The 13055-nt window shown below is 69.5% G+C and carries 13 protein-coding genes and 2 tRNA genes; 10 read left to right on the forward strand and 5 right to left on the reverse strand.

What is annotated here, in order from left to right; all coding sequences use genetic code 11:
* Positions 1–17: 17 nt before the first annotated feature.
* Positions 18–1145: a DNA replication/repair protein RecF gene (gene recF / locus ACZ6S4_RS21075; RefSeq protein WP_465476557.1), complete on the forward strand. Its 1128-nt coding sequence runs from the start codon at positions 18–20 to the stop codon at positions 1143–1145.
* Positions 1146–1587: 442 nt separating this feature from the next.
* The gene (locus ACZ6S4_RS21080; protein ID WP_465476644.1) at positions 1588–2058 is read left to right on the forward strand and encodes a DciA family protein; all 471 of its coding nucleotides are present in this window, start codon (positions 1588–1590) and stop codon (positions 2056–2058) included.
* A 13-nt stretch (positions 2059–2071) separates the two neighbouring features.
* Here the strand turns inward: ACZ6S4_RS21080 and ACZ6S4_RS21085 are convergent, their stop codons facing one another.
* Positions 2072–2638 (reverse strand): hypothetical protein, encoded by a 567-nt coding sequence (locus tag ACZ6S4_RS21085; protein WP_360546693.1) that lies wholly within the window; start codon positions 2636–2638, stop codon positions 2072–2074.
* A 532-nt stretch (positions 2639–3170) separates the two neighbouring features.
* On the opposite strand from ACZ6S4_RS21085, the gene gyrB reads away from it, so the two are divergent.
* The 6 genes from gyrB (at position 3171) to ACZ6S4_RS21115 (ending at position 9101) form a co-directional block, all read left to right on the forward strand.
* The gene (gene gyrB / locus ACZ6S4_RS21090) at positions 3171–5123 is read left to right on the forward strand and encodes a DNA topoisomerase (ATP-hydrolyzing) subunit B (protein ID WP_465476558.1); all 1953 of its coding nucleotides are present in this window, start codon (positions 3171–3173) and stop codon (positions 5121–5123) included.
* Positions 5124–5261: 138 nt separating this feature from the next.
* Complete coding sequence (gyrA, locus tag ACZ6S4_RS21095; RefSeq protein ID WP_465476559.1) at positions 5262–7772, forward strand: DNA gyrase subunit A; 2511 nt, start codon at positions 5262–5264, stop codon at positions 7770–7772.
* 3 nt (positions 7773–7775) lie between these two features.
* Positions 7776–8672, forward strand: coding sequence for a DUF3566 domain-containing protein (locus ACZ6S4_RS21100; RefSeq protein WP_465476560.1), 897 nt, complete (start codon positions 7776–7778; stop codon positions 8670–8672).
* Between the two features lie 99 nt (positions 8673–8771).
* Positions 8772–8848, forward strand: a tRNA-Ile gene (locus ACZ6S4_RS21105).
* Positions 8849–8886: 38 nt separating this feature from the next.
* Positions 8887–9015: a DLW-39 family protein gene (locus ACZ6S4_RS21110; RefSeq protein ID WP_360546700.1), complete on the forward strand. Its 129-nt coding sequence runs from the start codon at positions 8887–8889 to the stop codon at positions 9013–9015.
* 13 nt (positions 9016–9028) lie between these two features.
* A tRNA-Ala gene (locus ACZ6S4_RS21115) sits at positions 9029–9101 on the forward strand.
* A gap of 17 nt (positions 9102–9118) precedes the next feature.
* Here ACZ6S4_RS21115 and ACZ6S4_RS21120 read toward each other — a convergent pair.
* The 4 genes from ACZ6S4_RS21120 to ACZ6S4_RS21135 form a co-directional block, all read right to left on the reverse strand.
* Positions 9119–9565, reverse strand: a complete 447-nt coding sequence (locus tag ACZ6S4_RS21120) for an SRPBCC family protein (RefSeq protein WP_465476561.1) — start codon at positions 9563–9565, stop codon at positions 9119–9121.
* Between the two features lie 58 nt (positions 9566–9623).
* On the reverse strand, positions 9624–9935 hold the full coding sequence (locus ACZ6S4_RS21125; protein WP_465476562.1) for a hypothetical protein: 312 nt from the start codon (positions 9933–9935) through the stop codon (positions 9624–9626).
* Between the two features lie 91 nt (positions 9936–10026).
* Positions 10027–10398: a YciI family protein gene (locus ACZ6S4_RS21130; RefSeq protein ID WP_465476563.1), complete on the reverse strand. Its 372-nt coding sequence runs from the start codon at positions 10396–10398 to the stop codon at positions 10027–10029.
* A gap of 34 nt (positions 10399–10432) precedes the next feature.
* On the reverse strand, positions 10433–11029 hold the full coding sequence (locus tag ACZ6S4_RS21135; protein ID WP_465476564.1) for a GNAT family N-acetyltransferase: 597 nt from the start codon (positions 11027–11029) through the stop codon (positions 10433–10435).
* Between the two features lie 26 nt (positions 11030–11055).
* On the opposite strand from ACZ6S4_RS21135, the gene ACZ6S4_RS21140 reads away from it, so the two are divergent.
* Both ACZ6S4_RS21140 and ACZ6S4_RS21145 read left to right on the forward strand, forming a co-directional pair.
* A complete protein-coding gene (locus ACZ6S4_RS21140; protein WP_465476565.1) occupies positions 11056–11574 on the forward strand; it encodes an excisionase family DNA-binding protein in 519 nt (172 codons plus the stop codon).
* An 89-nt stretch (positions 11575–11663) separates the two neighbouring features.
* Positions 11664–12950: a class I SAM-dependent methyltransferase gene (locus ACZ6S4_RS21145; RefSeq protein WP_465476566.1), complete on the forward strand. Its 1287-nt coding sequence runs from the start codon at positions 11664–11666 to the stop codon at positions 12948–12950.
* The last annotated feature ends 105 nt before the right edge of the window (positions 12951–13055 follow it).

A 13055-nucleotide genomic window follows, 5' to 3' on the forward strand; every position in this document is an offset into this window, starting at 1 on the left:
CAAAGGAAATTATTGAGATGTACGTGCGCCGGGTCGAGTTGACCGACTTCCGTTCGTACGAGCGGGTGACGGTCGACTTCGACCCCGGCGTCGCGGTGCTCGTCGGCCAGAACGGCATGGGCAAGACCAACCTGATCGAAGCGCTGGGTTACGTGGCCACTCTGGACAGTCACCGGGTGGCCACCGACGCGCCGCTGGTCCGGGCCGGTGCGAGCTCGGCCGTCATCCGCAGCGAGATCGTCCACGATGGTCGCGAGCTGCTGGTCGAGCTGGAGATCGTGCCCGGCCGGGCAAACCGGGCCAGGCTCAACAGATCACCCGTACGCCGGTCCCGCGAGGTGCTCGGCGCGCTGCGGATGGTGTTGTTCGCGCCGGAGGATCTGGAGCTGGTCCGTGGTGATCCGGCCGAGCGCCGGCGCTATCTCGACGACCTGCTGGTGGCCCGGCTGCCCCGGTTCGCCGGGGTGCGCGCCGACTACGACCGGGTGGTCAAGCAGCGCAACGCCCTGCTGCGCACGGCGTACCTGACGCGCAAGGTCGGCGGGACGCGCGGGCAGGATCTGTCCACCCTCGCCGTCTGGGATCAGCACCTGGCGCATCACGGGGCCGAGTTGCTGGCCGGCCGGCTCGAGCTGGCCGCGGCCCTCGGTCCACATCTGACCAAGGCCTACGACGCGGTGGCGGCCGGGCGGTCGACGGCCTCGATCGCGTACGCGTCTCGGCTCGGCGAATCGCTGGCGCCGGACCGCCCGCAGCTGGAGCAGGCGCTGCTCGCCTCGCTCGCCGAGCGGCGGCAGAACGAGATCGAGCGCGGCGTCACCCTGGTCGGCCCGCACCGCGACGATCTTTCCCTCACCCTGGGCGAACTGCCCGCCAAGGGGTACGCGAGCCACGGCGAATCCTGGTCGTTCGCGCTGGCCCTGCGGCTGGCGGCCTACGACCTGCTGCGCGCCGACGGGATCGAGCCGGTGCTCGTGCTCGACGACGTCTTCGCCGAGCTGGACTCGGGCCGCCGGGAGCGGCTGGCGGCGCTGGTCTCGGACGCGACACAGTTGCTGGTGACGTGCGCGGTGCCGGAGGATGTCCCCGCGACCCTGCAGGGGGCCCGCTACGACGTCGGACCAGGAACGGTGACCCGTGTCTGAGGGAACCCCGGAAAAGCCGCCAGCGGCTGCCAGGGGCGCCGCAAGACGGGCTGCCGGAAGAGACGCTGCCGATAGCGGCCGTCCCGCGGTCGGCGGCGGGGGAGACGCGACAGGCCGCAAGCCGGCATCATGGGCCCCGGGCACCGACAGACCCGCCCGACCCCGGGGAGGCAGCGCGGACGCGCGGGCCGGTGGCACCGGCAGACCAGTCCGCGCCCGGGCAGGCAGCGCGGCCCCCGGTTCCGACAGCTCGGGGAGCGGCAAGGGCGTCGCGGCGGAGCCGTCGGTAGACGCCGGCAGACCTACCCCCGGCCGGGCCGACAGTGCGACCCCCGGTTCTGACGGGCGCGCCGGTGACAGTGGTCCGGCGGGCTCAGCGAGTGCACCAGGAGTCGCGGCGGACGGCGGGACAGCGGTCGGGCCCGAGCTTGCCCGAGCGGTCCTGGACGCCGCGCTCGCCAGGCGGCGGGCCGCTCAACAGGCGCCGCGCCGCCGTACCGGAAATGACGAAGGCACCGGCCGCCGCCTGCGCGGCTATTCCGGCCCCGGGCCGGATCCGCGCGATCCGCAGCTCTTCGGCGTGATGCTCGAGCGGATCATGAAGCAGCGCGGCTGGCAGAAGCCGGCCGCCGAGGCCAAGGTCTTCGGCGCCTGGGAAAAGGTCGTCGGCCCGGACGTCGCCCAGCACAGCCGCCCGGTCAAGCTCGACGCCGGCGTGCTCACCGTGGAGGCGGAGTCGACCGCGTGGGCGACCCAGCTCCGCCTGCTCGCCGGCAACCTGCTCAAGCGCATCGCCGCCGAGGTCGGCCACAACGTGGTCACCAAGCTCAACATCCACGGCCCGGCGGCGCCGTCCTGGGCGAAAGGCCCGCGCCGGGTGCAGGGCCGCGGCCCGCGCGACACGTACGGCTGACGGTCCGGGCGGCTCAGTAGTCGGCGAAGACCGCGAAGCCCCGCTCGGCGCAGCGGCGGTAGAAGCCCGACAGCACCGCCAATTCCGTACGGGCGAAGCTCCAGTGCGGTGCGTTGCCCGCCTCGTCCCGTAGCGCCGCCAGCCGCTGGTCCAGCCAGCGCAGCTGCTGCTCGGCGAGGCGTCCACCGGCCACCGCGGCCCGCATCACGTTCGCCACGCTGTCGAAGGTGACCAGGTCGCCGTACGGCTGGTGGCCTTCCACGAAGCGTTCCAGCCCGCCGGCGATCCAGGCGCAGCCGTCCGGGTCGATGACCGGGTCCTCGTCCTCCGCGGCTGCGTCGGTGGCGTAGAGGACGCCTTCCAGCCCCAGCAGCAGGTCGACGAGCTCTGTGTAGGCGGTTGCCCGTACCGTGCCGGTCTTGGCGATGTGCAGCGCGAGCGCGCCGGTGGGCGCGGCGATGTCCGGCGCGTCCGCGACGGCGCCGAAGTCGACGAACTCCGCGGGGGCGACCGGGTCGTAGAACCGGTTGGTCCGCGGCCAGTGCACGGCGACGTTGTCCAGCCCCTTGTCCAGCGCCATGGCGGGCTCACCTCTCCTCGAACTGCCGGGCTGCGGACCCGTCCGGCCGTGTACCGGGCCGCGCGGGCGAGGTTACGACACCGTCGCCTGTTGTCGTCAGGCAGTGTCGCAGCGCGTGGCCCCACCCGCGAGGAGGCGCGCCTCGGGGTCCGGGCGTCGAACGGTTCGCCGTTGCGGGGGGCTCGCATTCCGTGTAGGGGGACTCGTGGGAGTGGCCCTCAATCGCGCTACGGCAATCTGAGGTACCCGGACGAGGGTGCCGGACCCTCTACAACTCGCTCCGACGGAGTAGAATCGACGGAGACCGGGAAAGTCCGCCCCGTGACGGCACTCCGTCACGCTACGCGATTTTTCCAGCCGATCACGATCCGCGGGTGACCGCGGCGACCGGCGCGCTCGGCTCCACCGGTGGTCCGCCTTCTTCCCGCGGCTCGTCGCCGGTGGCTCGCCCTGCCCGTCGGTGGCCGCCGGCCGCCCGCCAACCCCGTGACCAGCCCGCCTCGCGCGGGCCGGCGCGAGAAAGTGGCCGAGGGTGGCAGAGAACACGCAGGAATACGGTGCCGGTTCCATCACCGTGCTCGAAGGTCTCGAGGCGGTCCGCAAGCGCCCCGGTATGTACATCGGTTCCACGGGCGAGCGGGGCCTGCACCACCTGGTCTGGGAAGTTGTGGACAACGCCGTCGACGAGGCGCTCGCCGGCTACTGCGACACCATCGACGTCGTCCTGCTGCCGGACGGCGGCGTCTCCGTGACCGACAACGGCCGCGGTTTCCCGGTCGACCTGCACCCCAAGCTGAAGAAGCCCGGCGTCGAGGTCGCACTGACGGTCCTGCACGCGGGTGGCAAGTTCGACGGCAAGGCGTACGCGGTCTCCGGCGGTCTGCACGGCGTCGGTGTGTCGGTGGTCAACGCCCTCTCCACCAAGATGTTCGTGGAGATCCACAAGTCGGGCAACGTCTACCGGCAGCACTACACCGCCTCCAAGCCGGGCCCGCTGGAGAAGGGCGAGACCACCTCGCGCACCGGTTCGATGGTCCAGTTCTGGCCGGACCCGACGATCTTCGAGACGGTCGAGTTCGACTGGCAGACGATCTACCGCCGGATCCAGGAGTACGCCTTCCTCAACAAGGCCCTGACGATCAACCTGGTCGACCGGCGGCCCGAGTTCGTCGACGAGGACGGCAAGGCCCGCGAGGTCACCTTCATGTACGAGAACGGCATCGCCGACTTCGTGCGCCACCTCAACCAGACCAAGGCCCCGATCCACAAGACGGTGATCGAGTTCGAGGCCGAGGCGAACGACGAGGGCATGGCTCTCGAGATCGCCATGCAGTGGAACGAGTCGTACGGCGAGTCGGTCTACACCTTCGCCAACACGATCAACACCCACGAGGGTGGCACCCACGAGGAGGGCTTCCGGGCCGCGCTGACCAGCATCGTCAACCGGTACGGCGCCGAGAAGAAGTTCCTCAAGGGCGACGAGAAGCTCTCCGGTGAGGACATCCGCGAGGGCCTGGCCGCGATCATCTCGGTGAAGCTGACCAACCCGCAGTTCGAGGGTCAGACCAAGACCAAGCTCGGCAACACCAACATGAAGAGCTTCGTCCAGAAGATCGCCAACGAGCAGATCGCGGACTGGTTCGACCGCAACCCGGCCGACGCGAAGCAGATCATCACCAAGGCCTCGCAGGCCGCCCGGGCCCGGATCGCCGCGCAGCAGGCCCGCAAGCTGGCCCGGCGCAAGTCGCTGCTGGAGTCCGGCTCGATGCCGGGCAAGCTGGCCGACTGCCAGTCGACTGACCCGCGGGTCTCCGAGCTGTTCATCGTCGAGGGCGACTCGGCCGGCGGTTCGGCCAAGCAGGGCCGCGACAGCCAGATCCAGGCGATCCTGCCGATCCGCGGCAAGATCCTCAACGTGGAGAAGGCCCGGATCGACCGGGTGCTGAAGAACAACGAGGTCCAGTCGCTGATCACGGCCCTCGGCACCGGCATCCACGAGGAGTTCGACGTCGCCAAGCTGCGCTACCACAAGGTGGTGCTGATGGCCGATGCCGACGTGGACGGCCAGCACATCCAGACGCTGCTGCTCACCCTGCTGTTCCGCTTCATGCGACCGCTGGTCGAGCTGGGCCACGTCTACCTGGCCGCCCCGCCGCTCTACAAGATCAAGTGGAACAAGCGCGGCGACGACGCCCAGTACGCCTACTCCGACCGGGAGCGGGACGGCCTGATCGAGCTGCGCCAGCAGAAGAAGGCGAACGCCAAGCCGGACGACATCCAGCGGTTCAAGGGTCTCGGCGAGATGAACTTCCGCGAGCTGTGGGACACGACGATGGACCCGGGCTCCCGCACGCTGAAGCAGGTGACCCTCGACGACGCCGCAACCGCGGACGAGCTGTTCAGCGTCCTGATGGGTGAGGACGTCGAGGCGCGGCGCTCGTTCATCCAGCGCAACGCCAAGGACGTGCGGTTCCTCGACATCTGAGGTACGGGTGAGCGGCGTCACTTGACGCCGCTCACCTCGGGTTATGCACAGCGAATCACCGCTTTCCACAACGTTATCCACAGCGAAATGCGTAGCCTGACGCCGTTTGTCGGGTTTGACTGTTAGTAAGGGTTAACTGTGACGGATACTCCCGAGACTCCCGCCGAGGAACCCCAGGACCTGCCCGGCGGCGGAGTGAGCCAGCGGGTCGAGCCGGTCGGCCTCGAAGTCGAGATGCAGCGCTCGTACCTCGACTACGCGATGAGCGTCATCGTCGGTCGGGCGCTGCCGGACGTGCGGGACGGCCTCAAGCCGGTGCACCGCAAGATCCTGTACGCGATGTACGACGCCGGCTTCCGCCCCGACCGCGGCTACGTCAAGTGCGCCCGCGTCGTCGGCGACGTCATGGGTAACTACCACCCGCACGGTGACTCCTCGATCTACGACGCCCTGGTCCGGATGGGCCAGCCGTGGTCGCTGCGTTACCCGCTGATCGACGGCAACGGCAACTTCGGCTCGCCGGGCAACGACCCGCCGGCCGCCATGCGCTACACCGAGTCGAAGCTCTCGCCGCTCGCCATGGAGATGCTGCGGGACATCGACGAGGACACCGTCGACATGCAGGACAACTACGACGGCCGGGCCAAGGAACCCACGATCCTGCCCGCGCGGTTCCCGAACCTGCTGGTCAACGGGTCCGAGGGCATCGCGGTCGGGATGGCCACCAAGATCCCGCCGCACAACCTGCGGGAGATCGCCGCCGCCGTCCAGTGGTACCTGGACAACCCGGAGGCGGACGAGGCCACCACGCTCGAGGCGATCCTGGGCATCGTCAAGGGACCCGACTTCCCGACCCGCGGCCTGATCGTCGGCCAGCAGGCGATTCAGGACGCGTACCGCACCGGCCGTGGTTCGATCCGGATGCGCGCTGTGGTCGAGGTCGAGGAGGACGCCCGGGGCCGGCCGTGCCTGGTCGTCACCGAGCTGCCGTACCAGGTGAACCCCGACAACCTGGCCGAACGGGTAGCCGAGCTGGTCAAGGAGGGCAAACTCACCGGGATCGCCGACATCCGCGACGAGTCGTCCGGGCGTACCGGAATGCGGTTGATCCTGGTCCTGAAGCGCGACGCGGTCGCCAAGGTCGTGCTGAACAACCTCTACAAGCACACCCAGCTGCAGGAGACCTTCGGCGCCAACATGCTGGCGCTGGTCGACGGGGTGCCGCGCACGCTCAACCTGGCCCAGTTCATCCGCCACTACGTCGACCACCAGATCGACGTCATCCGCCGGCGCACGGCCTACCGCCTGCGCAAGGCCGAGGAGCGCGCGCACATCCTGCGCGGCCTGGTCAAGGCGCTGGACATGCTCGACGAGGTGATCGCCCTGATCCGGCGCTCGCCCACGGTCGAGGACTCCCGCCAGGGCCTGATGCAGCTGCTCGACGTCGACGAGATCCAGGCCACCGCGATCCTGGACATGCAGCTGCGGCGCCTGGCGGCGCTGGAGCGGCAGAAGATCATCGACGAGCTGGCCCGCATCGAGCTCGAGATCGCCGACCTCAAGGACATCCTGGCCAAGCCCGAGCGGCAGCGGGCGATCGTCTCCGACGAGCTGGCCGAGATCGTGGCCCGCTTCGGTGACGACCGCAAGACCCAGATCATCCCCTTCGACGGCGAGGTCTCGATGGAGGACCTCATCGCCCGCGAGGACGTTGTGGTGACGATCACACGAACTGGCTACGCGAAGCGCACGAAGGTCGACCTGTACCGCTCGCAGAAGCGCGGCGGCAAGGGCGTGAGCGGCGCATCCTTGCGTCAGGACGACATCGTCAGCCACTTCTTCGTGATCTCCACGCACTCGTGGATCCTGTTCTTCACCAACAAGGGCCGGGTCTACCGCGCGAAGGCCTACGAGCTGCCCGAGGCCAACCGCGTCGCCAAGGGCCAGCACGTCGCCAACCTGCTCGCCTTCCTTCCGGACGAGCACATCGCGCAGGTCATCCAGATCCCGGACTACCAGGTCGAGCCCTACCTTGTGCTCGCCACCAAGAATGGCCTCGTGAAGAAGACCCGCCTCGAGGAATTTGACTCCAACCGCAGCGGTGGCATCATCGCCATCAACCTGCGGGAGGATGACGAATTGGTGGGCGCCACGCTGGCCGCGCCGGAGAACGACCTGCTCCTGGTCTCGAAGAAGGCTCAGGCCATCCGGTTCAACGCGACCGACGAGGCGCTGCGGCCGATGGGGCGGGCGACCTCGGGCGTGATCGGCATGCGCTTCAGCGAGGCGGACGAACTCCTCGCGATGGAGGTGGTTCGTGAGGGCATGGACGTTTTGGTGGCAACCAACGGCGGGTATGCGAAGCGGACGCCGATCGAGGAGTATCCGGTGCAGGGCCGGGGCGGCAAGGGTGTGCTGACGGCCAAGATCACGGAGCGTCGTGGTGGGCTCGTCGGAGCGCTCGTGATCGACCCGGAGGATGAACTATTTGCCATCACCAGCAATGGTGGTGTCATCCGGACTCCCGTGAAGCCTGTACGGCGCACGCGGGATCGGAACACAATGGGGGTCAAGCTGATGGACCTCCCAGAAGGTGTAACCATCGTGGCGCTTGCTCGCAATGCCGACGAGCCTGACGAACAGGACTAGTTGATGCCGGAGACACAGGCGAAGTCGGGGGGCCCGGGATCCTCGGCATCTCCGGTCGACGCGGAGCCGAAGAAGGACGGCGCCGCACCGACCGGACGCGAGGGAGCCGGCCGCGCGGCGGTACCCGCCGATGCCCCGTCCCAGCCGAAGTTCACCCGTGCGCCGGGCATGGCCCCGCCGCCGGGTGAACCGCCCGCCGACAGTGACGGTCAGGCCGAGCAGAAGCGGCCATCGGCCGCCCCGGCGGGCCCTTCGGTCGCCAAGGGCTCGGCCACGGTGCCGATCGTCACCAAGGGCAAGAGCGGCGGGTCCGCAGCAGCGCCGCAGGGCGCGCAGGCCGGGCGCACCGGGGTTCAGCCCCAGGCGAAGCCCGGTGCCGCGCCCCAGCGCCCTGCTGAGGCCCCCAAACGCCCGGCGGGCAACGCGGCCGCCAGCGGTTCGGCCGCTGTCGGCGCCGCCCGGGTCTCCGAGGCGGTCCGTTCCGCGCGCTCGACGGTGACGTCGGCCGCGGCGCGTGGCCCGCGCCGGGCCCGGCTGAACCTCAAGCGGATCGACCCCTGGTCCGTGATGAAGTTCGCCTTCGCCGTGTCTGTGGTCCTGTTCATCGTCGTGGTCGTGGCCACCTCGGTGCTGTACCTCTCGCTAGACGCCATGGGCGTCTGGCAGACGGTCAACAACAGCCTGCAGAGCCTGGTGAACACCACCGGCGGCGGCACCGAGGCCGCGGCGGCCGGCGGCGGCTTCCGCATCACCGCCTGGGGCGTCATCGGCACGTCGATGCTGATCGGCGCGGTCAACGTGGTGCTCTTCACCGCACTGGCCACGCTGGGCGCGTTCATCTACAACGTGTGCGCCGACCTGGTCGGCGGCGTCGAGCTGACGCTCGCCGAGCGCGACTGATCCACCCCGATCGTGGTTGCGGCCGCCGTGTCCGGCACGGCGGCCGCCCCCAATTTTGGGTAGCGCCACGGGGTACGGTAATCTTCGTGTCGCTGTCACGGGGCTATAGCTCAGTCGGTTAGAGCGCAGAGCTGATAACTCTGAGGTCGCTGGTTCGATTCCAGCTAGCCCCACCAAGCATCACCTCCCGCCGCAGATGTAAGGGGATCCAGCCATGCTGAAGAAGCTCCTGATCGTTGCCGGCGTCGTCGGCGCGGCGGCCCTGGTCGTCAAGAGGGTCAAGGCCTCCAGCGACGAGCGCGCCCTGTGGCACGAGGCGACGACGGCGCCCGACCTGCGCTGAGCCCCACCTACCGGGGGCCCTAGCTCAACTGGCAGAGCACCGCCTTTGCAAGGCGGGGGTTAGGGGTTCAAGTCCCCTGGGCTCCACAAACCAGCGCAGCCTTCTAGCCCGGGTCGCTCTGGGCATACCGGTCGAGTGCCGAGGCCCACATCCGCGAGATCATCCGACCCATCGGGCCGTGATGCAGCAGAAACAGCAGCGGCCGTTGCAAGATGCGGGCTCCCGTACTGTCCCACTCGACGTGTAGTCGGCTGCCTCCGTTGTCGCCGGGCTCGATCTTTACGAAGCCGTCGCCGTGGCCGCTGTAGCTGCTCTCCAGGACGGTCCAGCGGATCAAGGCCGGCTCGGACCAGTCGTAGCGGGCAACGACCCAGAACGGTGATCCGGGAGTGCTCTCCCGAGCGGTCGCCCAGGTGTCGCCCTGCTCGCGTAGCTCGTACTCCTTCGCGTCCAGGGTGCGATTCCAAATGTGCGGCCGGCGATCGGTGAAGTCCATGAGGGCGCGGCGCACCTGCTCCGGCGAGGCCTTCGTCTCCAGGTCGAATCGCATTCTGTGATCCGAGCACACCGACGTGGGAGCGTCCATCGGGCGGAGGGTCCCGGGCGGGTCACTGAAGTGGAGGCTCCGCGCTTCGTACACGCATCCGCCATCGATGGTGGCGCCATGCGGCAGCTCCGACGGCTACGGCGAAGAGCAGCGCGGCAGTGCCCTTGCAGGTGCGCTCGAACCACCACCGGTTCTCACCGAAGGCCGCGTCGCCGGCCATCATGAGCCAGATCCCGACCCACGCCCACTGCCAGCCGCGTGGCCGGGAGAAGGTGTCGGGCGGGTCGGAGAGGCCGACGTAGACAGCAGCCGCGGCGCCGCCGACCACGACGAGCGGAATCCCGAAGCGCCAGACGACGTCCCACAGCGACACGAGGCGATCATGGCATCTTGCCCGCCGGCCCTCGGGCGCCGGGCTTCACCACATCAGACTCGGCGCCCGCACGCCGACCGGAGGCCGGGCGCTATCGCGTGTTGTTGTCGCGGACCATCGCGTCGGTCTCCGGGTCCGGCAAGAGCTCCCGGACCTCCTGCGCGCACCGGCAACTGGCGGCAATCTTCGCCGCCCACTCCAGCGCCTCCTCGCGGGAGGCGACCTCGACGACCGAGAAGCCGCCGATGATCTCCTTGGTCTCCGGGTACGGACCGTCGGTCACCGTCCCGTTCGTGGCCACGACGCTCGCCCGCTGCCTTTCGAGGCCGGCGCCGTACACCCACACGCCGGCGTTGACCGCTTCCTGGACCACCGCGTGTGAGGCCTTGGCCACGTCGGCCATCTCCTCGGCGGGGATGTGGTCCATCGCGCCTTCGTTGAACGAGATCAGGTATCGGGTCATCCCATGACTCCCTTGTCCCGGCGACCTTCTCCGGTCACCTCTCGTCTGTGCTACGAACGCCTTGCCCGGGAATCGACGAAGCGCCGGAAACTGGTTCCCAGATGAGGATCTGGCGATGGTGGCTGAAGCCGTTGCGCAGGTAGAAGTCGACTGCGCGGCGGCCCGAGTGGACGGTCACGTGTTCCAGGTCCCGGCGAACCGCCTCAGCCAGGATCGCGGCCATCAGCGCCGCGCCGACGCCCTGGTTGCGGTGTTCCGGGTGGACCATGACCGACTGGACGTCGCCGTACCAGCGGTTCTGCGACTCGTGGCCGGGGACCCGCTCCGCGACGTGCAGCCAGGCGCTGCCGACCACGGACCCGTCGACCTCGGCGACGAACGGGAGGTGCGTCTCCGCATGGGTTTTCATCCAGCCGGCGAACGCCGCCAGTTGGTCCGGCCCGAGGTCCCGCAGCTCCGCGAGCGCCGCCACATCCGCCGCGCCGGCCATCCGCACGATCACCCGCCGAAGTTTACGGGGGCGCACCACCTCCACCGGCGCCGCAGCCGATCCATTGAGGCGGCTGCCTGGTGAAAGAGTCAAGAGCCGTTCGGTTGTTGCGGTGGGTCGGGGCACCCGGTCAATATCCACGTGTGACGATGCGCACACGAGAGTGGTTGACGACTGGCGAGGCGGCTGTGCTGCTGCGTTCGTCGCGGGCGCATGTGGTTGACCTCTGCCTGCGGGGGCTGCTGCCGTACGTGATGATCGGCTCGCGGCGGCGCATCCGCCGCTGCGACGCCGAGGCTCTGATCCAGCCGCGGATGGACCGGGACCAGCTCGAGACGCTGTGGCTGCACCGGGCCGTCGCCGGCCGGCTGGTCCGCAATCCCGGGGCGGTGCTGGCCGCCGCGGCCATCAACCTGCGCCGGCTGCGGCGGATCCACCCCGAGGGCCGGGCGTGGGAGTGGCTGGACCGGTGGGACGCCGTGCTGGACCAGGGGGTCGAGGCCGTGCTGGAGGCGCTGACCTCGTCGGCCGCCTACGCCGTCGAGCTGCGGAAGTCGTCGCCGTTTGCCGGGATTCTGCCGGAGAGCGAACGGCGGGCGGTGGTGGCGGCGTTCGCCGAGAGCCGGCGGGACCACGCCCGGTCGATGCCGCCGGAGAAGTTCGAGCGGGTGCTGCGCAGCGTCTGACTGACTCGTGCGTCACAGCCTCTTCTGGCCGAAGGTTGCCGGGTGAATAGTTAGCCCTACTAAGTTCCTGTCGGCATCCGGGAGGTTCAATGCCTTCTTCCACCGCCGTCCAGCTGCGCGAACTGCTGGAAAACCTGCTGCAGTCGCCCTTGCCGGTCCGCCTCCGCGCCTGGGACGGATCCGAGACCGGCCCCACGGGTACGCCGATCTTGATCATCCGGAACAGACGCGCCCTCCGCCGGCTCATCTGGCGGCCCGACGAGCTCGGCCTGGCCCGGGCGTACGTCTCCGGCGACCTCGACGTGGAGGGTGACCTCTACGACGCGCTCGGCCGGCTCGCCGCGCTGATCTTCCGCGGTGCCGACGTCCAGGGGCTGCCGAAACGTGCCGTCGCCGCTGAGCTCGTACGCCTCGGCCTGCTCGGACCGCAGCCCAAGCCGCCGCCGGAGGAGATCGCGATGCGCGGCTCGCGGCACAGCCGGGGCCGCGACCGTCAGGCGATCACCCACCACTACGACGTCGGCAACGACTTCTACCGGCTCGTGCTCGGCGAGACCATGGTCTACTCCTGCGCCTACTGGACCAGCACGGACGCCGGCTACCAGCTGGCCGACGCGCAGCGCGACAAGCTCGACCTGATCTGCCGCAAGCTGGAGCTCAGACCGGGCATGCGGCTGTTGGACGTCGGCTGCGGCTGGGGTGGCCTCGCGCTGCACGCGGCCCGCGAGTACGGCGTCGACGTCGTCGGCATCACGCTGTCGGCCGAACAGGCCGACCACGCCCGCAAGCAGGTGGCCGAGGCCGGGCTCACCGCGCACGTGGAGATCCGGATCCAGGACTACCGCGACGTCGACGACGGCCCGTTCGACGCCATCTCCAGCGTGGGCATGGCCGAGCACGTCGGCACCGGCCCGTACGCCGAGTACGCCGCCATCCTGTTCCGGCAGCTCAAGCCGGGCGGGCGGCTGCTCAACCACCAGATCGCGGCCCTGCACCCGGCTCCCCCGGCGGAACGGAAGCGGCGCTCCTTCATCGACGCGTACGTCTTCCCGGACGGGGAGCTGGCGCCGCTGGGGACGACGGTGTCGCTGCTGGAGGAAGCCGGCTTCGAGGTCCGTGACGTGCAGGCGTTGCGTGAGCACTACGCGAAGACATTGCGGGCGTGGGTGGCCAACCTGGAAGCGAACTGGTCAACGGCGGTGCGGCTGGCGGGGGCGGGACGGGCCCGGGTCTGGCGGTTGTACATGGCGGCTTCGGCGATGTCGTTCGAGCAGGCGCGGATCGGGGTCAACCAGGTGTTGTGCGTGCGCGCGCGTCGCGACGGCACCAGCCACATGCCGCCGACCCGTCGAGAGTGGTCAGGTGCATCGATGTGACCGTTGCCACGGCCAGGTGGTGCCCGGGTCGGCCGACCGCCGAAAAAGCGCCGGTCGGCGGGGTCGGCAGGGCCAGGAGACAGGCATTCGCGTCGGTTACCCGTG

It is taken from the genome of Actinoplanes sp. NPDC051405 (assembly GCF_055586185.1).